This is a genomic window from Acidisoma sp. PAMC 29798 (assembly GCF_030252425.1).
GTDB lineage: Bacteria > Pseudomonadota > Alphaproteobacteria > Acetobacterales > Acetobacteraceae > Acidisoma > Acidisoma cladoniae.
This window is the reverse complement of record NZ_CP126994.1, coordinates 3,888,078-3,913,390: the sequence shown is the minus strand read 5'-3', so window position 1 is coordinate 3,913,390 and position 25,313 is coordinate 3,888,078. Positions and strand designations below refer to the sequence as shown.

Here is a 25,313-nt window from a genome sequence, read left to right as displayed (position 1 = left end):
ATGCGACGCGGAGAATCCCACAATGAAGTCACCAACCTGCCACACCGAACGGCCGGCATCTTTTAAAGGTTTCGCTCCCGCTAAAGCCGCGTCCGAAGCGGGAGGAAGCGAAGAACCGCGAAATCTGCAGTGATCTACACATGAGTGTTCCTTTGCCTAATAACGGGTTGGGCTGAAGCAGTGGCCGCACCACTTAACTTTATCTGGAAAGCCTAAGTTGACTGCCAGCCGAGAGGGATCGGATGTCCAGGCCTTTGGAAGATAGAGCGCACGGTCAATGAAGGCGTGCCCCTTGCCGGATACATAGGAGGCAAACACACCGATCTGGCAGTTCGTAATCTTGCCCGCAGACCGTGGATATTGTCGCCCCACGCCGCATGAGGCCTTGCCTGTTTGAGGAAACCCGTCTCATCGATCACAAGGACCGCATTATCATCGGCTAGATGCTCAATCACATGCTCCCGGACGATGTCGCGCAAGGCATCGGCATCCCATCGACCGCGACCTAATATCGCTTGCTGTCGCCAGGGCCCTACGTCGCCCGCCGCCTCGGCTCGCATCCAGCCCGTCTTGCTAAGCTGCGGGGGGCGGGCGCCCGGACCAATGTGCCGGGCGATGGCCCTAAGCCGGACTAAAACTTCGTTGCCGCCTCCAGGCCAAAATCCTGAATGCGCGTCTGCGCGTTGAACTGACCGGCATAGGATAGCCTGAGATCAACGCCGCCCCGTGTCGCCACGCTCAACTTCAGACCGACGTCGCCCATCACCCCGTTATCGGGTGCATAACCGATAACCGAAGGCGTCTCGGCAGGAACGTCCTGGAAGGCGGCCGTCACCGTCGCGCCGCCACCCGCAAGCCAGCCGCTGGCGCCGATCTGGAGGCTGGATTGCACGGGTATGCCAAAGATCGGCACCATGCCGCTCAGCGCGACGGCGGCAGTGCCGCGCAAAGCCGCCGTCGTCGTTCCATCAACGGACAGATTAAGCGCACCAGCGCCGCTTTCCGTGAAGGACGGCGAATCCATTCCGATCACGCTCGCTTCCACAAGCGGCCGGATCTCCCATCCTGCGACGGGGAAGCCGTGCGACAGGCGACCGGTGGCGGTTGCAAAGGCAATAGTCTGCGAGCCGGTCGCCGTCGCGCCTGCCCCCTCGGCAACGCTGCGATTCATCTGCAGTCCTTCGGCACTGGCGCTCAGCGCGACAGCGGCGTCGATCGGGCCCAGGCTATGGCCGGCCGTAACGCCAGCATCACCCAGCCAACCCTGGCCGCTTGCATACCCGTTCAGAGAATTCGTCAGATAGTGCAGACCGGCGCCGAACCCGACTTTCCACCCGTCAGCCAGAGTTGCAACACCACCCAGGCTGGGTCCGGCGCCGCTCTGGGAGAAATTCGTCGCGGCGGCGGTCGAATGATAGAGACCGCCGGACGTATCCAGCCAGAAGACATGGCCGTCATCGGATTGCGTGCGGAAACGTGCGCCCGCGCCGCCATCGAACAACAGATCATTGTAACCGAGCGCGGCGTAGGTCATGGCGACACGGCTGGCGGCATAGGCTTGCGGACTGAAGCTCTCGTAATCCGCCTCAAGCGCTGCTTCCGTGGACGCCTGCTCCATATCCACCAGCGCCGCGTCGATGGGCAGCACCGATGTTTCCTCCTCGGCGATCGCCGTGATGGCATTGGCCACTGAATCGGCGGCGGCGTTGGATCTCACCCCATGCACCGCATAGTTGACCTGAACCTGAGCTTGCACGCTATTGCCGATAGTCTGCTTGTTGAGAAAGGTAATGATCGCATCAGCGCTCGATCCGGTGGATTTATCCACAAGCGGGTTCGCGGCTGTGAGCAGTGTGATCGTATCGGTGCCAGGGACCAACAACGCCCCGCCGGGAATTGCCGCGACGACGAGCTTCCCGCTCAGCGCGGTTTGGCCATTGACGATGATTTGGGATGACTGCACCGGGCCGGGCACAGCGCCCGCATCGCCCAGGCTTATTCTCAGCGTGCCAGTGCTCGTATTGTCGAGGGTCCCGGAAATGGTCGTGGTCTGAAGGGCGGTACCGCCACCGGGCAGGATTGTGCCACCATTGATCAGTGTCCCCGCCCCAAGATCAACCGTCGCGGCGGTATTGAGAACACCCCCGGCCTGATTGTTCAGCCTGTTCGTGCCGGCGCCTAGATTGATGAGTCCAGTGATCGTGCCGGAGTTGTCGATCGTGTCGTTGCCCGATCCTGTGAACAGCGCCTTCTGTCCGGAAATCACGCCGGTCGTGCCGATTGTGATTGTGTTGTTATTGCCGCCGCTCACCACCATGGCCGTGCTGGTCGGAGCATCGGTGAGAATCTGTCCGTTGATCGTGGCGTCGATATTGCCATTGCCACCCGGCCCCATGCTCTGCAGCAGCACGCCCACATCATAGGTGCCAAGAGCCTGGACAACGCCAGACTGCGTCAGCGTGACGTTGCCGCCAGTCCCGGACCCAAAGCCCAGGCTGCCCAGAAAACCTGCCCCATCGGACAGGCCGAACAAGCCGCCACTACCGCCGACGCTTTGCGCCAGGATGCCAACGGTGCCAGAGCCGGTCACAGTGATCGTGCCGCTGTTGTTGACGGAAACATTGCCGCCGCTGCCGCCCGCGGAAGTGCCAACACTGCCGAAGGTAAAGGACAGATCAGGGATGGTGACGAGCGGCACGTCCTTTTCTTCGAGACCGACGGAATAGGCCCCGGCAACGCCGCCGCCGCCGCCCACGCTCTCCGCCATAATGCCGTAGGATGCCGTTCCCGCGGTCGCAATCGCGGCACTATTGCTTACAGTGACGCTGCCACCATTGCCGCCATTACTGCCAAGCCCTGGCAGCGTGATCTTGGGTGATAATACCGCCACACCGTTCCCGCCCGTACCGCCGCCGCCGCCCACGCTCTGGGCAAAGATCGCCGGCGCGTAGCCGCGGTTTGTCGTGATGTCTCCGGTATTGACGACGCCTACCGAGCCACCCGAGCCACTCGAGCCGCCAAACCCGCCGATCGAAAACCCAACAGCCGATGTGGGGGCAGAGATCGGCGAACTCGTGTCGCCGCCATTGCCGCCGCCGCCACCGATGCTCTCCGCCATAATTCCGATCGCGGAATCACCGGTCGTGACCAGGGTGCCGCTATTGTCCACGGTGACGGCACCGCCATTGCCACTGCTGCCGCCCTGACCGCCGACATTGACCCGGCCGGGAAGCCCGAACCCGCCATCGCCGCCGCCACCACCCACCGATTGCGCCTCGATCGCGATATCTTCCGTGCCGGATGCTGTAATCGAGGCTGTGTTCCTGACACCCACGGATCCACCGGAACCGGAAGAGCCGCCGCTGCCGCCGACATTGATCGAGACCGGATAGACAGAGCCTTTGCCTGTCACGAAGTTCGCGAACGACAGAAACGAGAGCAATTCTGACCCGTTGGCTGACAGATCTCCACCGTTGCCGCCGCCGCCGCCGACACTTTGTGCGTCAATGCCGCGGGAATTGGCGCCGGACACTGTGATCGCGGCATCGTTTGAGACCGAAACTAGGCCGCCATTGCCGGAGGCGCCGCCTTCTCCGCCGATAGACACTGAAACAGCGAAAGTCTTCCCCGCTTCCGGATTCCCCGGCGCCAAGAGGGCGAGGATTTGGGCGACGCCCCTGGCATCGCCACCATTGCCGCCGCCGCCGCCGACACTTTGCGCCAGGATGCCGTCAGCGCTGCCACCGCCGGTCACGATTGGCGCATAGTTGGCGACGGTGACGGTGGAACCTTGGCCGGCAACGCCCCCACTCCCGCCGACCGCGAAGGATGCGCTACCCCCGCTCTGCGTCGAGACGAGGCCCGAGGTGGAAGATGCCAGGCCGCCATTGCCGCCGCCACCGCCCACGCTTTCCGCCAAGATGCCGTTGGCGCTATTGCCCGCCGTGCTCAGGGCGCCCGCGTTGGTGACGAACACGGTGCTGGCGTCACCCCCTTTGCCGCCCTTGCCGCCGACCGCGACGGTAAGGTTCGCGGCAAGGTAGCCGCCCGAGTAGCTCTGCGCGAAAGCGAGGCCGCCATCGCCGCCGCCGCCGCCCACGCTCTGCGCCACGATATCGCTGGCCTCTTCGCCAAAGGTCTGGATGGCCCCAGATTGGCTGACCTGGACCGGGGCGCCTGTGCCTCCACCGCCGCCAGCACCACCCACGGTCACATTGGCGCTCCAGGAGGATTTGCCGCTGATCTGAAGCGAGCCGGCGCTCCCGCCATCGCCGCCGCCGCCGCCGACACTCAAGGCGAGCAGGCCGAACCCACCTCCTGCCGGCGTCGAGGCGGTCGATTTTGGCAAGGTGATGGCGCCGCTGTTGAAGACGGTGACGGCATTGCCATTGCCGCCGCTGCCGCCCGAGCGCCCGACCGTGACGCTCGTCGTGAGTGACGAGCTTGCGCCGAGCGAAACCGTGCCGGAGAAGCCGGCATTGCCCCCGCCTCCGCCTTCGCTAGTGGCGAGGATGCCCGAAGATTCCGGGCCAGCCACCGTCACCGCGCCCGTGTTTCGAACAGTGACCACGCCGGCATCGCCCCCGGTTCCGCCGCCGCCGCCGATGCCGATGGTGATGCCTTTGGGTGAACTGCCCGCGATGATGTTGCCAGCGATCGCGAAACCGCCGGAGCCGCCACCGCCGCCGATGCTCGAGGCAAGGATGCCATTGGCAACGGCGCCGCTGGTCTTGATCGTGGCTGCGTTGGTGACGGTGGATTGACCGCCGTTGCCACCCTGCGCACCGCTGCCGCCGACGGCCACGCCGAAGCCTCCCTGGCCCATGGCCAAGTTCCCTGAGAGGGCGAAGCCGCCGGAGCCGCCGCCGCCGCCGACGCTGATGGCATCGATGGCATCGGATAGGGCCCCCTCGGAGGTGATCGCCCCCGTCGCATTCACGCTCGCTCCTCCCCCAGCCGCCCCGCCGGCGCCTGAGCCGCCGATCGCGGCGTTGCCGCTGAGCGTGCCGCCACCGCTGAGGCCGAGCGCGAATCCGCCCGTGCCGCCGCCACCGCCAATGGAGGTCGCGCTGATCCCGGCCGAGGATGCCCCCAAGGTCTTGATCGTGCCGCTGGAGGTGGCAACGGCCGAACCGCCGGTGCCGCCGCTGCCGCCGGAACCGCCGACCGCCACGCCGAGTGTCGCGGCACCGCGACCGAGAGACACTGTCCCCGCGAACCCGCCAGCGCCGCCACCACCACCGACGGACGCGGCACTGACGCCCGGAGAGTCCCGCCCTGCCGTGGAAAGCGCGCCGTCGAAGGAAGCACTGGCGGATCCGGCGGCTTGACCGCCGCCGCCACTGCCGCCCACCGCGGCACTGAGTGCCGCTTGGCCTCCCAGGGCGGCCACAATGCTGACGCCACCATTGCCGCCGCCACCGGCGATCGATTCCGCCAGAATACCGGCAGAATCATCGCCCTTCGTCGTCACGGTCCCTTGGGCGTTCGCGATGGCAGTGCCGGAGGTGCCACCATTGCCGCCGCTGCCGCCGATGCCCAAAGCAAGCGCGCCCCCGATGGACCCGGCGCCTGCGATGGTCAGGCCCGCATCGCCGCCGCCGCCACCTTCTGACTCCACCTCCATACCGGGCGAGAAATTGCCCTCAGTCGCAATGTTGCTGCTGTTCGCGACCCAGCCGACGGCAGCATTACCGCCGTTGCCGCCGCCGCCGCCCGAGCCGCCGACCGCTACGGCCGCGGAAGCGTTCGTCGACAAGGCGAGGCTCAGGGTAAGCCCGCTCTGTCCGCCGCCGCCGCCCGCCGATTGGGCCAGAAGCCCTGCGGCATCGTCCCCGGCGGTGGAGATATCGCCCGCTCCGGTCATGAGGATGGAGCCAGCGTTCCCGCCATTGCCGCCGCTGCCGCCGACGGCGGTTGACACCGCGATATTTCCCACCGCGGCGCTCGCCGCCCACCCCCCCGCGCCGCCGCCACCGCCGGTTGATTCCAAAGACACGCCCGTTGACCCGTTGCCCTTGGTCGCGACGTCGATTGGGATTAACGCGCCGGAGTTGTTGACAAAAATATTGCCACCGTTGCCGCCGCCGCCGCCGCTGCCGCCGACCGCCAGCGAAAAGACCGGGCCGACAGACACGGACGAACCACCCGTGCCGCCACCTCCGCCGATCGACTGCAACTGAAGCCCATCCGATTCCGCGCCTGTGGTATTAAACAGCGAACCGGGTCCCCGGGTCTGGAAGGCGATATTGCCGCCGTTGCCGCCACCGCCGGCATTGCCGCCGACATTGACAATACCCGCGCCACCGCCACCGCTGCCGCCACCGCCGCCAACCGATTGCGCCAGCAAGGCAGGGGCGTAGGCACCGCGCGTGAAGATCTGCGTGATGTCGTAGCTGTTGATATTGCCAAACCCGAGGGAAATCGTGCTGGCATTGCCGCCGCCCGCACCGGATCCGCCGACCGTCGCGATTCCTGAAGAGGAGCCGCCGGCGCCGCCGCCACCGCCGATCGACTGTGCTTCGATTCCGACCGACCCATCGCCGGTCGTGGAAACGATGCCATGAAAGTTGACATTGATGGGACCACCGTTTCCGGACGACTGACCAACACCGCCAGTGACGGCAATGCCGGATGCATTGCCACCATTGCCGCCGAATCCGCCGATGGACTGGGCCAGAAGCCCAATCGACTGGTTCTCAGTCGTGATGACCGTGCTGGCCAGGTCAACCGCGACATTGCCGCCGCTGCCTCCGGTGCCGCCGCCACCACCGCCGCCACCCACATTGCCATTGCCTCCGGCGCCGCCCAGACCGCCATTGCTTTGGGCCAGGATGCCGAGGGCACCGACGCCGTTCACTCTGATCTGGGTATCGTTGATCAGGCTGACCGCAACGTTGCCGCCATTGCCGCCATCGCCACCATGACCGCCACCGGTGGAGAGGTTCCCCGCCCCACCCTTGCCGCCATTGCCGCCATCGGAGATCGCCGCCAGCCCGACAGCATTGGTTCCGCTGACATTGACCGCAGCGTTGTTCGTCGAGACAGAGACGGCGCGGCCAGCCGCGCCGAGCCCACCGATCCCACCGCCGGCGCCCACACTGCCACTGCCCCCGTTTCCCCCGGCACCCCCGGTAGATTGCGCGAGCGTGCCGATCGCCTGATTGCCGCTGGCGGTGATTCGCGCGCCGGTCAATGTCAGAGACACGGTACCGGTCTCCCCGCCGCGTCCGCCCTCGGCCCCACCGCCACCAAGCCCGTTACCACCGTTGCCGCCCATGCCGCCCCGGCTCAAAAGACGCACGGCGATTGAACCGGATGAGGCAGAGCCCGAAAACGCCTCGCTCGGACTGCCGCTGTTATCCCCTGCCGCTCCGCTACTCGGGATAAAGCCAAAGCTGCCGCTGCTGCCGTTGTTGCCGATACTCGTAAAGTCGAGTGCCACGCCACCTGTGTTGCTGAAGTCGCCGACGCAGACCCGCACATTCCCCTGATTGGAACAGGTTCCGGCGTCGGCCCAAGCCGGGACAGCCCAAAAGACAACACAGGCAAGAAGCTTCCGGCTCATTTTTGTTTCCTAACGGACGTCTAATTAAACGAGGCATAATGCTGTGCCATCTTGATCCTGAAATCTTAACGAAAAGGTGCAGCATCGGGCCGGCAGGTTATGAAGGTCGAAACCCTCGGTGCCGCGGTTGCGTTGCCAATCGGCTACGGACGCGCGCACAGAGCTGACGATTCTATATCGTAATACCTCGAGGGCAGTTAGGATGACCGTCCCGCCTCATCCCGGATTTAATTGACTGCCGGTCCCGGCGGTTTGGCGCCGATGCCACGCTCGACGATGCGAGCTTCGCCGTGACTATCGCGCGCGATAGTGGAGGCGCATCTCTCCAGGCTTCATGCCAAAGGCGCGCTTGAACATTCGGTCGAAGGTTGAATGATCAGCAAAACCGCTTCGGACTACAATTTCGTTGATCGGGAGATGACGGTAGCAGCCCGCGTTGAGCATCTGCCTTGCATGCGCGAGACGCGCCTGCCAGATGAATGCCGATACGCTCTCGCCTTGCTTGGCAAATGCCCGGTACAGCACCGTTCGGGAACACTTCAAATGTAGTACGACAGAGTGCGGATTCGTTACGAAATTGACGCAGTCGCGGGCGATATATGTCTTCGCTGCGGTTCTGTCGAAAATTTCCAGAGTGACTGCGTTTTCATGGAGGAAGTGGATTAATCTAGCCGGCCAGTGAGTACAATTGCTGAGCAGGACGTAATTTTTCTGTTGGGCGCAACTGCCCTTTGCGGATCATGTGCATCATCTCGATTCCGGCGATGGTGACGGCCGCTGACCAAAATGACTTGAACCCCAGCATCGGCCGGGTCAGCCGTTTGATCGCCCGGTGATCTTGCTCCACAATATTATTGAGATACTTGATCTGTCTGGTCACGATTTCCGCGTCGTGCTCAGCATTATACCCGCGATCGCTCATCATCTCCTCGAGCTGGCGGTAGCTGATCGGATAAGCCAAATACCACCGCACACCCCACAAGATGATATCCCGTTCTAAGTGACTGCCCTTGAAGTCGATCGCCATCGTCTCGTCCCGAACACATCGTCATCCCATCATATCGCAGGCGACCAATCCGCAAACTTGCGACAGAACCATCAATGTTAGTGGCGGCGGTCCAGCGGTTCATTCTGCTGTGGGGGGTCCCACCAAGGCCGCGCTGTCACCTGCGGCGATGGCTGCGGCTTGTCTAAGCATGAGACAAGCAAAGATCGTGTCCCGGGGCGTGGTGTCGGAAGGTGTTATTGAGAAGCGTTGGCTGCTTGTTCAGCCGACCAATGCTAGCATGCTGACGATGGCATCATCGCTCAGTGGCGCGATTGTTTCCAGCGTCATGTAACGAGCCCGCTGCACCGACCACTCAACATTCACGCTGGCCGCCGGTTCCCCCCGGAAGTGGACGGACTAGGCCGCTCATCCGCGTCAGCGAGCAGCCAATCTCGCAACGCGTCGATCAAGGCCCGCACGCGGGCTGGCATGTGCGAGCGGGTTGGGAAAACGGCCCATATTCCCACTTCAAGCGGTTTAGCGTCAGCGAGGACGATGCGCTGCAATTCTCCGCGTGCGACCTGCTCGTGAACGTCCCAATACGTCAACATGGCGATCCCGACGCCGGCGATGCAGGCTGCTCGCACCGCGTCGACGGTGCTGGCCGAGAAGGGACCACTAATCCGAACGCGGTGCATCTCGCCGCCCCGCGTGAATGGCCAATGGTCCATGGCATGAAGCTTGATGCAGGGGTGGCTCACCAAGTCGTCTGTCGTGATGGGCTGTCCGAAGCGTGCGACGTAGCCCGGCGATGCGATGAGAATAAACGGATTGTCGGCCACCCGTGTCGCGATCATGTCCGACGGTTTCATCTCCGCCACGCGGACGGCCACATCCAGTCCCGCCGTCGCAATGTCGATGACTCCGTCGCTCAAGGTCAGGTCAACGCGTAGCGCGGGGTTGTGGGCAATTAACTCGGCCACTACGGGCACGACGACGGCGTGGCCGATGACGTTCGGTGCGGTAATCTTCAACACGCCCGAAAGGCCCGAGCCGCCGGATGAGACCGCCTCGAGCGCCGAATCGCGAGCGTCCAAAAGGGTCACCGCGTGAGGCAAAAAGGCCTCTCCCTCGGGAGTGAGTGATAGGGACCGCGTCGTGCGGTGGAACAGGCGCGCGCCCAACTCGGCTTCGAGGCCTGCTAGCCTCCGGCTGACCAGCATCGGTGTCGTGTCCATTTGACGCGCCGCAGCCGACAGGCTGCCGACGGACGTGATGGCGCGAAACAGAGCCACATCTGCGAGATCCATATTTTAACGCTAAGCGATATATTGCTTATCGTCCATCCCATCTTCTGCGTCCCATACGCAGGCGCTAAATCAAGGCTAAGCAAGCGCCTGATCCTTAGCTTTGAGCTGAAAGGTTCGGTGTCATGCTTCTGGAGGTCTGGACGATGGACATTGACACTCGCGCGCTTTTCGCGCCGATCGTTACAAACGGCCATACCGTGAAGAACCGCCTCTCTGTTGCGCCGATGACGCGCATCACTGCGACCGAGGACGGCCGGGCAACCGAAACGATGACTCGCTACTATGAGCGCTTTGCGCGCGGCGGCTTCGGGACCGTCATCACCGAAGGCATTTACACCGATCAGGTGTTCTCGCAGGGCTACGCCCATCAGCCCGGCATGACCGACCAAACACAGGCCAATGCCTGGAAGCCGGTCGTCAACGGCATCAAGGCCCACGGCGCGTTCGCCATCGCCCAGATGATGCATGCCGGCGCCATCAGCCAGGCCAATCGCTTTCGCGACACTACGGTTGGACCGTCTGCAGTCCAGCCGAAGGGTGAGCAGATGACGTTCTATCACGGGAAGGGCCGCTACGCCCTGCCGGCTACGATGACGGAGGCGCAGATCGCCGATGCCATCGACGGTATTGCTGGCGCGGCGGGGCGCGCGATTGAGGTGGCCGGGTTTGACGCCATCGAGATTCATGGTGCCAACGGCTACCTGCTCGACCAGTTTTTGACCGACTACACGAACACCAGAGGGGATCGATGGGGCGGCCCCACAGAGAACCGTGTAAGATTGATCCTGGAAACCTTCAAAGCTGTGCGTGCGAAGGTTGGGGCCAAGGTGCCGGTCGGCATCCGTATTTCTCAAGGCAAGGTGAACGACCATCATCATAAGTGGGCGGATCAGGAGCGCGACGCAGAAATCATATTCGGCGGCCTCGCGGAGGCCGGCGCGGACTTCATCCATGTGACCGAATTTGAGGCGTGGAAGCCGGCGTTCGCCGCGGGAGGTCCGTCATTGATGCGCCTCGCCAAGCGCTATGCACCCAAAGCAGCGATCTTTGTCAATGGCGGCCTGCACAATATCGAGCAGGCTGTGGCTGCGCTGGACGACGGCGCCGACATCATCACCATCGCCCGTGGGGCCCTGGCCAATCCTGACTTACCTAGGCGGCTGCTCGACCGAAGCGTCCTCAACAACTTCGATCCGACGATTCTTGGACCGATCGCCAACATCAAGGAGGCTGAGCTGGCGATGTAAAGGCAATTCGATTGAGGCTCGTAAAGCACATAAATAGGAGTAGTTAGAGATGAGTAGCGTCGCAATATTCTGGATGCAGCTTGTAGTGAGTTGCGTCGTCTTCACCATCGTCGCAGTTTGGTATGTGTGGCCGTCGCTAACCAAGCTGCCTCGTAATTCTGCTCTAACGCTCCTGCTCTGGGTGCATGTGCCCCGCTATGTGGGAATGACCTTGTTGGTTACGGGTATGGTCGATCCGAAACTTCCCGGAGAGTTCCTTTCCAGTGCAGCTTACGGCGATCTCTTAGAAGCGGCGCTGGCCCTCGTTGCTATCTTTGCCCTTCGGAGCAGCTTGCGTTTTGCCATTCCTCTGGTGTGGGTGACCAACATATGGGGGTTCGTTGACCTGCTAAACGGAGTACGCGGAGTCTTGCAGTTGAACGTGCCGAGCTTCAACCTAGCTACCTTTTGGTATGTCTATACGTTTTACGCTCCCTTAGTCATTATCTCGCACTTGATGATCTTCATTATTTTGCTCAAATCTAAGTCATGGAAGAAATAAGCTTTCGGCGTTTGTAGCGGATGGCTTCGTTAGCCTCGGTATACCATCACCTGAGTCTGTCAGGCGCTCCGTCCAATAACATCACACCCGGATCACACGCTGGCGGCAGACCAAGACGCTGGGCGCATGCATGATGCCGGCGCTCTCCAGTCGCACGGCCGCACATTTGGTCACGATGAGCCCCGCCGAGGCCCGCTGCATCCTCATGCATTCTAGTCGGATGGCTTGTGACACGGCATGATGCCGCAGGCTGCATTTAGAAGAGTAGCAATGACTGACATCCAAACAACGAACGTCGCGGACTCAAACAAGCGGGTGGTGATCGACCACTTCGAGGGATCGATCAACCGCAGGGAGCCCGATGCGATCTCGAGAACTATCGCGATAGACCGGTATGTGGATCATGATGGCCCTGAAGGTTCCAGTGGAAGCGTCGAAGACGGCATGAGGCGGATGGAAGCGATGTTCGCACGCTTTCCTGATTTTCATGTCGATCTGCTCAGCGTCGTTGCCGAGGGTGATATGGTCGTGGTCCGAGGTGTGTGGTCGGGGACGGACGCCGAGACTTCGATCAGGGTTGCATTCCGCGCATTCGTTCAATACCGCCTGGAAGACGGCAGGATCGTAGAGCGCTGGGCAACTTCGACACCGCCTGATCCAGTTCAGACCCGAGATTTGGTATGGTAGGGTGGTAGACGGGAACGCTAGCCCAGCCATACCGTCGCAGGAGCAGTAGGGTGGTTGCATGGCCTGCCCCCAACGCGTGATGCGGGGTGTCCTGCATCTAACAGGACTTCAGGTGAGGTGGAGGCCGCCATCAACGTCTAGGACGACCCCTGTCACAAATGCGTTGCCAATCAAAAACAATACAGCATCGGCTACTTCATCAGACCGACCAGCCCGTTTCAGCGGAGCGCGGCGGCTCGCTTCGTCGAACATGCCAATGGGCTTGTCGGCCCACCATGGAGTATCGATAACGCCAGGCGACACTGCGTTGACCCGGACAGGGGCCAGTTCGCGTGCAAGAGTCGGGACCATCCGCTCCAGTGCCCCGTTGATTGCCGCCAGACCTGATGTCCCTGGAGCTGCGACACGAGACGACGCCCCCGTGATCAGGGTTATCGATCCACCGGACTCAAGATGAGTCAGTGCAGCTTGCGCGGCGTTCCAATGCGCCCAAAACTTTCCTTCGAATCCGGCCTTAAGATCTTTTTCCGCCAAGCTGGCGAAAGCCCCAGCCCCGCGCCCGCCCGACGCTGCGATAACCAGATGGTTGATGGTCCCGATTTCAGAAAAGACCCGCTCTAAAGCCGTCCGGTCCATTGCGTCCGCAACAACGCTCGTCGCGTTGGGACCGATAATATCGATCGCATATGCAAGCTTCGCGCGGTCCCGTCCGACAATGATCGGACGTAGGCCTCTTAGGTGTGCAGCTTGAGCAGTAGCGAGGCCGATTCCAGATGATCCGCCAATGATCACGATGTTTAAGAGATCTTTAACCAATTCAGCCTCCTTCATTCGAGATATCCAATCTGCCGGTTCATGATTCTACCGCCTGACCGCCAAGGCCGAAGACCTCGTTTGAGTCGTTGACTTCAACCGCGGCATCAGCATCGGTGCTGAAACAATCCCGGTAGGGCCTTCAGCCCAGCGAGAAGCGCACGGTTGGCACGTGAGACAGCAAGATCGGGATTGGCAAGCACCAACAGGGTGATCATAGTCGCTGCCTCCGTAAAAGCATCGACTATCAAAGCCAAACCACATTGGTCAAAATGATATTTGGTATGATATGCTATTCATCGCATGAAGCTTCGTAGGGTCGACCTCAACCTCCTCGTGATCGTGGATGCGCTATTGGACGAAGCGCATGTAGGCCGGGCCGCACTTCGGCTCGGCCTATCCCAGCCAGCTGCATCGAACGCGCTTGCCCGGGCACGGGCGCTGTTCGGCGATCCACTGTTGGAACGGGCTCAACCGAGCGGGCTTCGTCGAACGCAGCGCGCTGATGCAATGCGTGGACCTCTGCGGGCCGCTCTAGCCGAACTGGCGGTCATCGTTGCGGCCGGGCCACCCGAGCTGGCCGATCTTCGCGGCGCAGTCCGGCTCGTCGCGTCCGACGTTCCCGGCGCCGCGCTTGGCGCCGCATTGACGGCTGAGTTAGCGAAGCGAGCACCGGGCATCGACTTAATCTTTCATCCCTGGCACGCTGGTGATGAAGTCGATCGACTTCAACGAGGTGAGGTAGACCTCGCCATTACCGTCGCGTCCACCACCGGCAACGCGCTGCGGACTGAGCATTTCGGCACATATCCTTATAGCGTGCTGATGCGACACGATCATCCGGCTGCAGCGGTCAAGACATTCGACCTCGACTGCTGGCTAGCCTTCTCCCATGTTGTTGTTTCTGGTCGCGGCGACCGGCAGGGGTCGGTCGACGCGGCGCTCGCTCGGATCGGGCGTCACCGACGTGTCGCGACAGTTCTGCACGCTCTGGAGCTATTGTGTGATACGGATTTACTGGGCGCGTTTCCGACCGGAGTGATGGTTAGTTCCGCTTCAGCGCGGCTGACCTCCCGTCCCGTACCAATAGCCCTTGAGCCGGTTTCGCTTCACCTCGTCCGGCACCATCGGACCGACATGGACCCGGCGGTGACGCTTGTCGCCGAGCTGCTGCGCGCGGTTGGGCCACGAGCGCGCGCCAACAGTAGCGTCTGATCGAGACCAGCGTAACGCTGCTTGTCGAGGCGCGCGAGATCGTCATCGCCTTCCAGAGCATGATCCGAAGGAGATGTGAGACCGAACTCGCGGCCGACCTTGCGCGATTTATCGCGGAGCTTAATAATTCTCGGAAGTTGCACTCAGCCCTTAATGACCTCAGGCCTGTGCAGTTTAAGAATCAACACGCCGGCAGACGGTCAAAGACCTAGCCTTAATCGGTCGATCCCCAGGCGCGTACCCCACTCACGTTGCTAAATGAGGAGAAGTTTATCCGCCAGCGCCATCCACCCCGCCGGTTCGCGGATCAAGGCCGCGACATCGTATTTTCCTAGCAACCGGGTGGCGCCACGCTTGGTGAAAATCTCCCAAATCACAGCTGATGCCGGACCCGCGTCCGGGCCGGTTATCCGAGGTGGTGGTGTGAACGCGCGGTCTTCCTGAATGGTCGGCAGTGCCGGCTTGAATGACGTCCGGGATGGGGTCTTGGACGGCAGGCGCTCATTTGGCTGAAAGGTCGAAGACCGGACTGGGGTGTGTCTTAAACCGAAGCCCTGTTCTTGAAACGCCAGGGCTTGCAACTGGGCTGCTGCCGCGTAACAGGCGCCCGGCATGGTCAGCTTGATCCCTGACTTCATCACCGCCGACAGAATGGAGGTCGGGATGGACGCATGCGGAATAACCGACCCCACAAGCTGGGTGCCGCGTACTGCGATCTTGATCGACTTCATGGTGCGGATCAGCAAACACCAGTCTTTAATGATTTGGTCGTTGTTGTGCTGAGTCTTACTGTACTTTTTAGAGATATACTCAATCTTCGCGATATGGACCGCTGTCAATGCAACCGCCTGGCCGTGATAGATGGTGCCGGGAATATTGACCGCTGTGGGCGGCGCGGCGCTCAGCGCACTGCTGACACCCTGCAACACATTGCCGCCGATCTTCTTGTATCGACGGGCTATCAAGTATTTATGCGTGACGGGACTGTCACCTGTTGCGTCATCAATGAGGGGATTCCGCTTCGCGGATGTCTTGCCAACACCCTTTTCCTGCATATCCTGGGCCTTCATGCCATCCAAGCCAATTTTTGGAATGGAGGCGACGGCCTTATAAGCGTGTTCGATGCCATACCCCGATGCGGCCATGCCTGCCGCCAGGGCCTCAGCCAGCAGATCATAAAGATCGAGATCGCCTTGACCGGACTCCTTGAGGGCCCGCGCCTGAGCAGCCTTGTCGGGGAGAAAGCCCGCATGAAAGGTGTGTGGCTTAACAGCGCCCTTTGTAAAGCCGAATTTGTAAGGTTCCATACCCACACTCACTTCTGCTGAGATCACCGGCAGCGGCTTGACGAAACGAAACGCATGAGGCCGCGGCGCAAGACCGCGGCCTCATGCGTCTGTCTTAGGAGGTTTGGGCGGTGGACAGATCGTAGATTACGTGATCCGGGCTGCCCTGCGTGCCGTCCGGGGACATCTGCTTCGTTGTGAACTGCACCTTCGTGAAGTTCAGGGCGAGCGTCTCCCCGGGGCGGTCGCCGCGCGACTGATGGCTGTAATGGCTGATGATGGTGTTCGTCAGAATGAGCGTCAGGTAGATCTCCTGCGCCTCCTTATAGGTGCGCGTGAAGTCGATCTGCACGGTAGCGCCATGGCCCGAAAGCGCCTGGGTCATCAGCTTGCCGGTTGAAATGTCATTGTCCTTATTGACAGTGACTTCATCAACCTGCGGCGCGGTCGATTCACGCTCGGCGGAGGAGCCGACGGCGCTTGAGATGCCGCGTCCGACGCCCCACTGAAAGCCGGTCAGCTCGATCCAGCTCGTGTGCCCTGATTCGGTAACGTCACCGTCACAGCCGGGGAATTGCATATAGATTGCCATGTGAGCTCCTGTTTCACGATACGCGGTTCAGTGCGTATCGAAATGCGCCAGTGGTATCCAAATCGACGGCAACGGTCTCGATCACATGCCCTTCAGACATCTGAGCGAGCATTCGTGTCGATAGTTCCGGCAATAGCGTATCGGACAAGATTGCCTCGATCGCACGCGCGCCGACCGCGCTCTCCGTGCAGCGCAGGGCGACAGCCTCGATCACAGCGGGATCGAAGACGAGGTCTGTCGCGAAGCGCGCGCGAAATCTTTGGCTGATGCGGTCTAGCTGCAGAACAACGATCCCGCGCAGAACCGAGCCATTCAGAGGTTTATAAGGTACGAGCTTAACGCGCCCGAGAAATGCTGGCTTGAAGACTTTCGCCAATTCATCATGCAGCAACCCGGCCAGAGCCTCAGGCGCGGGTGCCGTTTCCTCGTCCGCGTACAGACGCGTGAGCATGTCCGACGCCGCGTTCGACGTCATGATGATGATGGTATTCTTGAAATCAATGGCGCGACCTTCGCCGTCCATCATGTGGCCCTTGTCGAAGACCTGATAGAAGACATCCTGCACGCCGGGATGGGCCTTCTCCATCTCGTCAAGCAAGATCACCGAATAGGGCCTGCGGCGTACAGCCTCCGTCAGAATTCCCCCTTCGCCGTATCCGACATAGCCGGGCGGGCTGCCCATGAGGAGACTGACCTTATGCTCCTCCTTGAACTCGGACATATTGATGACGGTGAGTGTCTGCTCATCGCCAAACAGTAACTCGGCGAGCGCCATGGCGGTCTCGGTTTTGCCGGTGCCGGAGGTGCCCACCATCAGAAACACGCCGACCGGTTTGCGCGGATCGGTGAGGCCGGCCCGCGAGGTCTGGATCGCTTGTGTCACGGCCTTCAGCGCGTGGTCCTGGCCGATAATGCGTCGCGCCAACGCCGATTGAAGATCGAGGATGGTCCGAATTTCGTCGGACCGCATGCGGCCCGTGGGGATGCCGGTCCAATCTGCGACGACCTCGGCCACGGCCTGCGCATCGACCACAGGGAAGACCAGCGGTTGCTCTCCCTGCAAGACACTCAACTGGCTGCGCAAGTCGGTATAGCGGGCGCGCGCGGAACCATCCTCATCGGCCGGGGGCGCCGCGAGCAAAGCCTGCCGGGACGTCCGAAGGTCGTCCACGAGCGTGCGCTCGGACTCCCAGCGCGTGGTGAGCGTGGTCTCGCGTTCGAGGAGCGTGTTCCGTTCTGCGGCCAGAAGGGCCATGCGGTCCCCATGGGCGCCGCCCAGGGCGATTTCGCGACTCAAGACGCCACACTCCGTCTCGATTAGACCAAGCCGCCTGCAGACGTCTTCCAGGGCTGCTGGGGCATTGGCCTGGGTCATCGCCACGCGCGCGCAGGCGGTGTCCAGCAGGCTGACTGCCTTGTCGGGCAATTGGCGGCTGGGGATATAGCGCGCAGACAGGCGCACCGCCGCCGTTACGGCCTCATCCAGGATGGGAATGTCGTGATGGGCTTCCAAGGTGGAGACCAAGCCGCGGATCATCGCTATCGCCGCGGGTTCATCGGGTTCGCCGACGATGACCGGTTGGAAGCGGCGTGTCAGTGCCGCGTCCTTCTCAAAATATTTTTTGTATTCAGCCCAGGTTGTCGCCGCAATCATGCGGATCTCGCCACGCGCCAAGGCCGGCTTCAAGAGGTTGGCGGCATCCCCCGCGCCGGGGGCGCCACCGGCGCCGATGAGCGTATGCGCCTCATCGACGAACAGGATGACCGGAAAGGGGCTCGCCGCGACACCGCGCATCACGGCACGCAGGCGGTTCTCAAACTCGCCCTTGATGCCGGCGCCCGCCTGCAAGAGGCCGAGATCGAGCGTGCGGATAACGGCGGTGGCCAGGGATTGCGGCACATCTCCGGCGGCGACGCGCAGCGCCAAGGCCTCAACCACGGCCGTCTTTCCGACCCCGGCCTCACCGACCAGAATCGGATTGTTCTGTCGCCTGCGCGTCAGGATATCGATGATCTGGCGAATTTCCGTGTCACGCCCGACGATGGGGTCGATCTGGCCATTGCGCGCACGGCGCGTCAGATCGACCGTATAGGTCTCCAGCGCAGCACCCGGTCCATGCGGGCCGGGGGATGCGTCGGGTCCTGTTGCCTCGCCCGGTGCGGCCGTCATCGGCTTCCGGGTGCCGACGGATTCCACACTTCGGGCGAGAATTGCCTCGAGTGATGCCTGGTCGATGGTCGTATCGATGCGGAACAGTCGGGGCACGGCGCGACGCAAGGCGGCGGACAGTTGCTCATCATCGATCAACGCGAACAGAAGATCAGACGAGCGAATCTCGGCGGCATCGCGCCCGATGGATGCCGCGAGCCAGGCTTGTTTGATGAGACGAACAATTTCTGGTGACAACGAGGGTGAGCGTCCGTTGCCGGTCTTCATACCGTCCAGCACGGTATTAAGGTCCGCAACGAGATGACCTTCATCGACATTGAAGTGCCGCAGCACCAGAGGGATGTCCGCGTCCTGCGCTTCGATCAGCCGAAGCAGCCAATGTTCCGGTTCGACATTGTAATGCGTGCGCGACACGGTGAGTCCCGCGGCGGATTCAAGGCTTTTCCTGCTCGTGGCATTGAGTCGTGTAACAAGCATCGACAGGTCCAGGGTCGCCATGGATACTCCCGCATGCGCCGCGTCATGTCACCTAGCGCCTGAAGCGGTCGCGGACTAATTACAGTTGAGTGTCACGTAACACCGATCCCCATCGATACGAGGACGTTATCAGTGAATCAGAAGGTTGATGATGTGACATCGCTCGATGTACTAGCACTGCTGGAACCCTTCGGGCCCGAGGCGCCTTCAGGCCTCGATCCGCGCGCAGATACATCGCCGCAATCGATGTATTTCCGATTGCGTGACGCGCGCGCGGATGCGCGTGCCAGTGAACGTGGCTCCGATCACGATGGACGCAATGCGGGCGCAGAGGGTCAATGGCGTATCGTCGAGGAGAATGCGCGCCGAATCCTCCGCGAGAGTGGGAAGGATCTGGAAGTCGCGGCCTGGATGACGGAGGCGTCCCTGCGTTTACATGGTCTACCTGGCCTCGCATTCGGCGCGCAGTTGATGGCTGGCCTTATGAGAGAGTTCTGGTCGAACGGGCTTTTCCCCTCGGCGGATGAAGGCGGCGATGAGGTGCGCGGCATCCCGCTGGCGGGCCTCAATGGTGTCAGCGGTGACGGCACTTTGCTGCAGCCTCTGCGCATGATCGTTCTTTTTTATCGCCCGGATCAGACGCCGATCACGCTCTGGCAGTATGAGCAAGCCGAAGAGGTCGCGGGCATCGGGGATGCCGCGCGAAAGAAAAAGCGTCTCGCGTCAGGTGTGCTCGTTCTCAATGACTTGGAAAGCGAAGCTCAGCTTCTCGGTCAGGAGCACCTTCGTGCGCTTGCTACGGACGCCGCCGCAGCCCTGGCCTGGTGGCAAGAGCTCGCGCGCATTGCCGAGTTGGCATTGGGTCGTGATGCGCCACCGGCAAGCCGGGTCGGTGCCATTCTAGAAAAAATCCTGCGTGTGGCATCCAAACTGGCGCCGATGACATCGGGCGCTGCGGTTGCGGATATGCAAGGACCGGATACGGGAACGTTGCTGGATCACGAAGATGTGTGCGCAATAGGCGATCTGCCCAATGGAGACGCCAGGCGGCCGGTCACGCGGGAAGATATGCTCCAAAATCTTCTCGTGGTCGCCGAGTATTTCCGGACGCATGAGCCACACTCTCCGCTTGCTTATACATTGGAGGAGGCGGTGCGGCGCGGCCGCTTGTCATTGCTTGAGCTCTTGCTTGAGGTTGTGCCGGATGCCGGAATGCGGGGCGCGATCCTGTCACAACTCGGAATCCGTGCGGCGCAGGAATAGTGGATCGAGCGAGTGTCATGAAAACGTCTCGAACCGCGTCTTAGAGGCGACAACAAACGGTGACGCCGCAAAGCCAGCCATTTCCGGCACCTTGCGTTAACTGACCGTAATGAGTTCGAGTTCTGGACTTAAAATTGTCTTAATCGCTATGGTTGTGTCTGCAGCGAACTGGGCGTTAATGTTTTGGCTCGAACATAATCAAGTCATTCGTCGATCGCGATGATTGGACTATTGTGCTAGGGAAACATCGATGAGCGCCAGTATCCACGAGAAGCTCAGCCGGGTGCGTCGCCCGCGCGTCCATATTACGTACGAGGTCGAGACCGAAGGCGCACAGGTGGTTCGCGAATTGCCTTTCGTTGTCGGCGTGCTCGGCGACTTCTCTGGCGATCCGACCCAGCCCCTTCGGCCCTTGGCGGATCGGAAATTCATTCAGATCGATCGCGATAATTTCAATGAAGTCATGGACCGGCTCACGCCTGGCCTCAATCTCGTTGTTCCCAACAAACTGGTGGATGACGGCACCGAAATTGCGGTGAGTCTGCGCTTCAATGCCATCGAGGATTTCGAGCCGGGGCGCGTTCTCGACCAGATTCCCGCGCTGAAGACTCTGTTGGAGACGCGTAACAAGCTGCGCGATCTCATGAGCAAGGCCGACAGATCAGAGGAACTTGAGCTATTGCTCGAGTCTATTCTCAAGGATGGCGGCACCATGAGCAAGATGTCAGATCAGCTTGACGCGACCGAGGAGCGCTGATCCATGTCGCAATCAAAAGTGACGCCCGGCGCCGAAGTTGCGGCGACCGAGGCATCGGATTTGCTGCAGCAGGTTGTATCTGCGACGCGCCAGACCGAGCCCGATCGCGCCCAGGATCTTGTCCGCGCCCTAATTCAGCAGGCGCAGGCCGGCACGGTGACCTTCGATCGCAACCTCAATCGCACGCTTGAGCGGGCGATTGCCAAGATCGACCAGAAGCTTTCCGAGCAGCTCAACGAAATTATCCACGACCCTCGGTTCCTGAAGCTTGAGGGAAGCTGGCGCGGCCTGAACTACCTCGTTCAGAACAGCGAAACCGGCACGATGCTCAAGATTCGGGTGCTGAATGCCTCCAAACGTGACCTGAATCGCGATCTGACCCGCGTGGTCGAATTCGACCAGAGCCTTCTGTTCCGCAAGGTCTATGAAAGCGAATTCGGCACGCCGGGCGGCGAGCCCTATGGCGCGCTGATCGGGGATTATGAATGGGGCAACCACCCCGATGATATCGAAACCTTGCGCCTGATCTCCAACGTTAGTGCCGCTGCCTTCGCGCCCTTCATCTCGGCGGCTGGCGCCAATATGTTCGGCTTCGACAACTGGTCGGAACTGTCCAAGCCACGCGATCTCGCCAAAATCTTCGACACTGTCGAATATCTGAAATGGCGCGGCTTTCGCGATAGCGAGGATAGCCGCTTCGTCTCCCTCGTTATGCCGCGCGTGGTCGCACGCCTGCCCTATGGCGCGCAGACCAAGCCGATCGACGAATTTGCCTATGAGGAAGCGCCGCTTGATGCAGCGGAAACGCCGCTCGCCATGCCGCATGACGAGTATTGCTGGATGAACGCCGCTTATGTGATGGGCACGAAGCTGACGGAAGCCTTCGCGCGCTACGGCTTTTGTACGGCCATTCGCGGCGCCGAGGGTGGCGGCAAGGTCGACAATCTGCCGACTCATATCTTCCAGTCCGATGACGGCGACATGGATGCGAAATGCCCGACGGAAATTGGTATCACCGATCGTCGTGAATATGAGTTGTCAAATCTCGGGTTCCTGCCCTTGTGCCATTACAAGAACCACGATCACGCGGTGTTCTTCGGTGCGCAGACGGCGCAGAAGGCCAAGGAATACGATCGTCCCGAGGCGACGGCCAATGCGAAGATTTCGGCCCGCTTGCCCTATATCATGGCGACCAGCCGTTTCGCGCATTATCTGAAGGTGATGGCGCGTGACAAGATCGGGTCCTTCATGGAAGCCGAAGATTGCGAAATTTGGCTGAATCGCTGGATCAAAAATTACGTCAATACCAATGACAATGCCGGACCTGAGAGCAAGGCGAAGTTCCCGCTGCGTGAAGCGCGTGTCGAAGTTCGTGAAATTCCCGGTCGTCCAGGGGCCTATCGCGCGATTTCGTATATGCGTCCGTGGTTGCAGATGGAAGAATTGACGACCAGCCTGCGGATGGTTGCTCGCATTCCCGAGAAGGCCTGATTCGTCCTTCATGGTGGCAGGCGCCACGAGTGACGAGTTGCCGCTGCGCGATGTGGTGCTTGCCGCGGCATTTCTGAAACGTGATGCCGATCGCGCAGTCGAGAGACTGGTGGCGTTTCTCGGCGCTGGTGTCAGCGGCCTGATCGACTGGTTTGGAGCCGGCAGACTGGCGGCGACTCGGGGCAATGCAGATTGGCTGCGTGGTGTCCTGGATCGGGACATCGTGGCGATCGATCGGATGATCGCGGCTCAACTCGATGCGATCCTGCACCAACCCAGGTTGCAGCGCTTTGAGGGATCCTGGCGCGGTCTGGATTGGCTGGTCAGTGGCATCGATCCGAGCTCACGCATTCGGGTGCGCGTGCTGAATATGCGTTGGGCGGAGCTGTGTGACGACTTGGATCGGGCACCCGAGTTCGACCAGAGCAACTTGTTTCGCAAGATCTATGAGGATGAGTTCGGCCGCCCTGGCGGTGAGCCTTTCGGACTTCTGGTGATCGATCATGAGATGAGCCATCGACGCGCGCGGCGTCTTCCGACCGATGGTCGACCGACCGACGATGTGACGGCACTCGCATCCTTGGCATCGCTGGCGGCGGCGGCCTTTGCGCCCGTGGTGGTTGCAGCGTCGCCCAATCTTCTGGGTGTCGATCAGTTTGAGGAACTGGCTTTGTCATTGGATCCGTCTGCGCCTTTGCGGGACAGCGATCATGGACGCTGGCGCAGTCTGGCAGTGAGTGCGGACTTGCGCTTTTTGTGCATCACCTTGCCGCGGGTCTTGGCGCGGCCGGTGTGGATGGCGGATTCCGCGCGCGACGGCTGGCACTATGAGGAATATGCCCCCCGGCCCCAGGATCGCGTTTGGTCTGTCAGCGGCTACGCCTTTGCATCGATTGTCATACGGGCGCAGGCGCAGTTCGGTTGGCCGGCGGATATCAGGGGCGTGGACGCGGATCGTGTCGGCGGCGGGCTGGTGCCGGATCTGGCGCGCGAGCCCTATTCCACCGATCGCCATGGCGCGTGGTGTCGTCCGTCGCTCGATCTGGTGCTGACGGAAAAACAGGACCATCTTTTGGTAGAGGCCGGGATCATTCCGCTCAATCTTCTGCCGCATGGAAGCGAGGCCGCGTTTTCGGCGGTGCGCAGCATGCATGCGCCGCCGGCACCAGATTCGGCGACCCGTGACGCGACGGCAATGACCGCGAATGCCCGGCTCTCATCCCAAATCAACGGGATGCTCTGCGTCTCGCGCTTTGCCCATTATCTCAAGGTCATGGGCCGAGAGATGGTCGGCGCTTTCCTGACGGCGGACGAAATCGAACGCCGATTGCAGGCTTGGCTTGGTAGCTACACGAACGGAAGCAGCCGAGGGGACGCGGAAAGCCGCGCCCGCCATCCGCTCGTTTCGAGCAAGATCAGGGTTGTTCCGGATGTCGCCAAACCGGGAACCTTCGGTTGCATCATCCATCTGCAACCGCATTACCAGCTCGACGATATCGACACGACGTTCCAGCTCGCGACCGAGTTCGTGGTGCCTGGCGCGAAGATGCAGACCTAGCGGCGGCCGCAGCAAGAGGTGACTATGACGGATCAAAGCATGACGACGGCGGCCTCCCAGTCCGCCATGGATTTGTTTCGTGCCGGAGACTTGCGCGAGGCGATCGCCATGGCTGGGTCCGCGGTGCGAGATGCGCCGGCGGACTCCGGCAAGCGGTTATTCTTGGCCGAGCTGCTGCTTTTCGCGGGTGAGTTCGAGCGTGCGGACAAAACCTTGGACGCGATGGAAGCCCTCGACATGTCACTGTCTCCGGGCATCGCGCCGTTTCGGCAATTGCTGCGCGCGGAGACGATGCGCCGTCAAACCTGGCGGGAAGGGCGGTTGCCGGAATTTCTTGGAGAGCCGACGCCGGCATTGACCTTGTACCTCAAGTCGCTCGTCGCGGTGCTCGCCGGAGATGACGCGGCGGCGGCCGAAGCCGCGCAAGACGCCGAGGCGGTGAGGCCCCGGGTGGCGGGACAACACAATGACGTGGCCTTTGACGATATCCGCGATACCGACGACGTCTGCGCGGGCTTTGTAGAGGTTTTGACGGTCTCCGGCCGCTACTTTTGGGTTCCCTTCGAGCGCATCGAAGAAGCGATGTTTCATCCGCCGCAGCGGCTTCGCGATCTGTTCTGGCGGCAATGCGCCATGTCGATCCAGGGCGGACCGGAAGGCGATGTCTATGTGCCCACAACCTATGTCACGTCGTCGCCTGAGAGCGATGGGCTGTTCGCGGTCGGTCGCAAGACGGATTGGTCCGGCGAGGCGTTGATCCGTGGTCGGGGCCAGCGCCTGCTGCTCGTCGGTGACGAGGGTGTCGCGGTCCAGGATCTTGGAACCCTGGTGATCGGATGAGGTCTTCGCTGTGAGGCGCGTGGGCGCAGCCGGCAGCTATGCGGCCTCCCGCCGTGTGCGAACCTCCGTGCTCGACCGCTTGCTGGGTGACAGCGACAGCGATCCGACCGCCGATGCCTTGCGCAGCCTGCGCGACGCGGTGCATCGCGATCTCGAAGCGTTGTTGAACGCGCATCGGCCTTGGCAGAGCGTCCCGGCTCACTTGCGCCATCTCCGCATGTCGAGCTTTCATTATGGCGTGCCGGATTTCACCTCCGGGGCATTGAATCATCATGAGCCGCGCGAAGCGCTGCGGCAGGATATCGAATCGACGATCCGCCGGATGGAACCGCGCCTGGCGCAGGTCCATGTCCACCTGGCAGATGAGCCGGACCGCCTTCGCAGTGTGTTGCGATTGCGGATCGACGCGCTATTGCAAGTCGAACCGATCGTCGCGCGCATCGCCTTCGATACCGTGGTCAATATCTCGACCGCGCAGATGGTTCTGCAACTCAGGAACGGTGTATGACGC

18 protein-coding genes and 2 pseudogenes are annotated in these 25,313 nt (G+C 61.6%); 11 read left to right on the top strand and 9 right to left on the bottom strand.

The window, feature by feature from the left end:
* Positions 1-222: 222 nt before the first annotated feature.
* The 4 genes and pseudogenes from QP803_RS18800 to QP803_RS24180 all read right to left on the bottom strand — a co-directional run.
* A pseudogene (locus tag QP803_RS18800) lies at positions 223-575 on the bottom strand (IS701 family transposase); the annotation flags it as partial.
* A gap of 56 nt (positions 576-631) precedes the next feature.
* Positions 632-7,567 (bottom strand): autotransporter outer membrane beta-barrel domain-containing protein, encoded by a 6,936-nt coding sequence (locus tag QP803_RS18795; protein WP_284945011.1) that lies wholly within the window; start codon positions 7,565-7,567, stop codon positions 632-634.
* A gap of 294 nt (positions 7,568-7,861) precedes the next feature.
* Positions 7,862-8,110, bottom strand: a complete 249-nt coding sequence (locus QP803_RS24055) for a helix-turn-helix domain-containing protein (RefSeq protein WP_350356040.1) — start codon at positions 8,108-8,110, stop codon at positions 7,862-7,864.
* A 124-nt stretch (positions 8,111-8,234) separates the two neighbouring features.
* Positions 8,235-8,450 (bottom strand): annotated as a pseudogene (locus tag QP803_RS24180) (DDE-type integrase/transposase/recombinase); the annotation flags it as partial.
* Between the two features lie 127 nt (positions 8,451-8,577).
* Between QP803_RS24180 and QP803_RS18785 the strand changes: the two are divergent.
* On the top strand, positions 8,578-8,907 hold the full coding sequence (locus QP803_RS18785) for a hypothetical protein (RefSeq protein WP_284948000.1): 330 nt from the start codon (positions 8,578-8,580) through the stop codon (positions 8,905-8,907).
* Positions 8,908-8,935: 28 nt separating this feature from the next.
* On the opposite strand, the gene QP803_RS18780 is transcribed toward QP803_RS18785, so the two are convergent.
* Positions 8,936-9,865 carry a LysR family transcriptional regulator gene (locus QP803_RS18780; protein WP_284945009.1) on the bottom strand — a complete coding sequence of 310 codons (930 nt, stop codon included), beginning with the start codon at positions 9,863-9,865 and terminating at the stop codon, positions 8,936-8,938.
* 122 nt (positions 9,866-9,987) lie between these two features.
* Here QP803_RS18780 and QP803_RS18775 point away from each other — a divergent pair, with 122 nt between their 5' ends.
* The 3 genes from QP803_RS18775 to QP803_RS18765 all read left to right on the top strand — a co-directional run bounded on the left by QP803_RS18775 (position 9,988) and on the right by QP803_RS18765 (position 12,340).
* A complete protein-coding gene (locus QP803_RS18775; RefSeq protein ID WP_284945008.1) occupies positions 9,988-11,112 on the top strand; it encodes an NADH:flavin oxidoreductase in 1,125 nt (374 codons plus the stop codon).
* Positions 11,113-11,161: 49 nt separating this feature from the next.
* Positions 11,162-11,653 carry a DUF8737 domain-containing protein gene (locus QP803_RS18770; RefSeq protein WP_284945007.1) on the top strand — a complete coding sequence of 164 codons (492 nt, stop codon included), beginning with the start codon at positions 11,162-11,164 and terminating at the stop codon, positions 11,651-11,653.
* A 270-nt stretch (positions 11,654-11,923) separates the two neighbouring features.
* The gene (locus QP803_RS18765) at positions 11,924-12,340 is read left to right on the top strand and encodes an ester cyclase (RefSeq protein ID WP_284945006.1); all 417 of its coding nucleotides are present in this window, start codon (positions 11,924-11,926) and stop codon (positions 12,338-12,340) included.
* A 108-nt stretch (positions 12,341-12,448) separates the two neighbouring features.
* On the opposite strand, the gene QP803_RS18760 is transcribed toward QP803_RS18765, so the two are convergent.
* A complete protein-coding gene (locus tag QP803_RS18760; RefSeq protein WP_284945005.1) occupies positions 12,449-13,171 on the bottom strand; it encodes an SDR family oxidoreductase in 723 nt (240 codons plus the stop codon).
* A gap of 285 nt (positions 13,172-13,456) precedes the next feature.
* Between QP803_RS18760 and QP803_RS18755 the strand changes: the two genes are divergently transcribed.
* The gene (locus tag QP803_RS18755) at positions 13,457-14,368 is read left to right on the top strand and encodes a LysR family transcriptional regulator (RefSeq protein WP_284945004.1); all 912 of its coding nucleotides are present in this window, start codon (positions 13,457-13,459) and stop codon (positions 14,366-14,368) included.
* Between the two features lie 254 nt (positions 14,369-14,622).
* Here the strand turns inward: QP803_RS18755 and QP803_RS18750 are convergent, their stop codons facing one another.
* The 3 genes from QP803_RS18750 to tssH form a co-directional block, all read right to left on the bottom strand.
* Complete coding sequence (locus tag QP803_RS18750) at positions 14,623-15,675, bottom strand: hypothetical protein (protein ID WP_284945003.1); 1,053 nt, start codon at positions 15,673-15,675, stop codon at positions 14,623-14,625.
* 94 nt (positions 15,676-15,769) lie between these two features.
* Positions 15,770-16,246 (bottom strand): Hcp family type VI secretion system effector, encoded by a 477-nt coding sequence (locus QP803_RS18745; protein WP_284945001.1) that lies wholly within the window; start codon positions 16,244-16,246, stop codon positions 15,770-15,772.
* 13 nt (positions 16,247-16,259) lie between these two features.
* Positions 16,260-18,914: a type VI secretion system ATPase TssH gene (gene tssH / locus QP803_RS18740; RefSeq protein ID WP_284945000.1), complete on the bottom strand. Its 2,655-nt coding sequence runs from the start codon at positions 18,912-18,914 to the stop codon at positions 16,260-16,262.
* A 111-nt stretch (positions 18,915-19,025) separates the two neighbouring features.
* Between tssH and tssA the strand changes: the two genes are divergently transcribed.
* The 6 genes from tssA to tssE all read left to right on the top strand — a co-directional run bounded on the left by tssA (position 19,026) and on the right by tssE (position 25,310).
* A complete protein-coding gene (tssA, locus tag QP803_RS18735; protein WP_350356039.1) occupies positions 19,026-20,156 on the top strand; it encodes a type VI secretion system protein TssA in 1,131 nt (376 codons plus the stop codon).
* 250 nt (positions 20,157-20,406) lie between these two features.
* A complete protein-coding gene (gene tssB / locus QP803_RS18730; RefSeq protein ID WP_284944999.1) occupies positions 20,407-20,913 on the top strand; it encodes a type VI secretion system contractile sheath small subunit in 507 nt (168 codons plus the stop codon).
* A gap of 3 nt (positions 20,914-20,916) precedes the next feature.
* A complete protein-coding gene (tssC, locus tag QP803_RS18725; RefSeq protein WP_284944998.1) occupies positions 20,917-22,404 on the top strand; it encodes a type VI secretion system contractile sheath large subunit in 1,488 nt (495 codons plus the stop codon).
* 10 nt (positions 22,405-22,414) lie between these two features.
* Positions 22,415-23,962, top strand: coding sequence for a type VI secretion system contractile sheath large subunit (tssC, locus tag QP803_RS18720; protein WP_284944997.1), 1,548 nt, complete (start codon positions 22,415-22,417; stop codon positions 23,960-23,962).
* A gap of 24 nt (positions 23,963-23,986) precedes the next feature.
* Entirely contained in the window at positions 23,987-24,802 is an 816-nt protein-coding gene (locus tag QP803_RS18715; RefSeq protein WP_284944996.1) for a type VI secretion system accessory protein TagJ, read from the top strand.
* 10 nt (positions 24,803-24,812) lie between these two features.
* A complete protein-coding gene (gene tssE, locus QP803_RS18710; protein WP_284944995.1) occupies positions 24,813-25,310 on the top strand; it encodes a type VI secretion system baseplate subunit TssE in 498 nt (165 codons plus the stop codon).
* Positions 25,311-25,313: the final 3 nt, after the last annotated feature.

What these genes read in the sequence shown, in the direction of transcription:
- QP803_RS18795 (WP_284945011.1), bottom strand. Translation starts at nt 7,567, where the DNA reads ATGAGCCGGAAGCTTCTTGCCTGTGTTGTCTTTTGGGCTGTCCCGGCT.
- QP803_RS18780 (WP_284945009.1), bottom strand. Translation starts at nt 9,865, where the DNA reads ATGGATCTCGCAGATGTGGCTCTGTTTCGCGCCATCACGTCCGTCGGC.
- QP803_RS18775 (WP_284945008.1), top strand. Translation starts at nt 9,988, where the DNA reads ATGCTTCTGGAGGTCTGGACGATGGACATTGACACTCGCGCGCTTTTC.
- QP803_RS18770 (WP_284945007.1), top strand. Translation starts at nt 11,162, where the DNA reads ATGAGTAGCGTCGCAATATTCTGGATGCAGCTTGTAGTGAGTTGCGTC.
- QP803_RS18765 (WP_284945006.1), top strand. Translation starts at nt 11,924, where the DNA reads ATGACTGACATCCAAACAACGAACGTCGCGGACTCAAACAAGCGGGTG.
- QP803_RS18760 (WP_284945005.1), bottom strand. Translation starts at nt 13,171, where the DNA reads ATGAAGGAGGCTGAATTGGTTAAAGATCTCTTAAACATCGTGATCATT.
- QP803_RS18755 (WP_284945004.1), top strand. Translation starts at nt 13,457, where the DNA reads ATGAAGCTTCGTAGGGTCGACCTCAACCTCCTCGTGATCGTGGATGCG.
- QP803_RS18750 (WP_284945003.1), bottom strand. Translation starts at nt 15,675, where the DNA reads ATGGAACCTTACAAATTCGGCTTTACAAAGGGCGCTGTTAAGCCACAC.
- QP803_RS18745 (WP_284945001.1), bottom strand. Translation starts at nt 16,246, where the DNA reads ATGGCAATCTATATGCAATTCCCCGGCTGTGACGGTGACGTTACCGAA.
- tssH (WP_284945000.1), bottom strand. Translation starts at nt 18,914, where the DNA reads ATGGCGACCCTGGACCTGTCGATGCTTGTTACACGACTCAATGCCACG.
- tssB (WP_284944999.1), top strand. Translation starts at nt 20,407, where the DNA reads ATGAGCGCCAGTATCCACGAGAAGCTCAGCCGGGTGCGTCGCCCGCGC.
- tssC (WP_284944998.1), top strand. Translation starts at nt 20,917, where the DNA reads ATGTCGCAATCAAAAGTGACGCCCGGCGCCGAAGTTGCGGCGACCGAG.
- tssC (WP_284944997.1), top strand. Translation starts at nt 22,415, where the DNA reads ATGGTGGCAGGCGCCACGAGTGACGAGTTGCCGCTGCGCGATGTGGTG.
- QP803_RS18715 (WP_284944996.1), top strand. Translation starts at nt 23,987, where the DNA reads ATGACGGATCAAAGCATGACGACGGCGGCCTCCCAGTCCGCCATGGAT.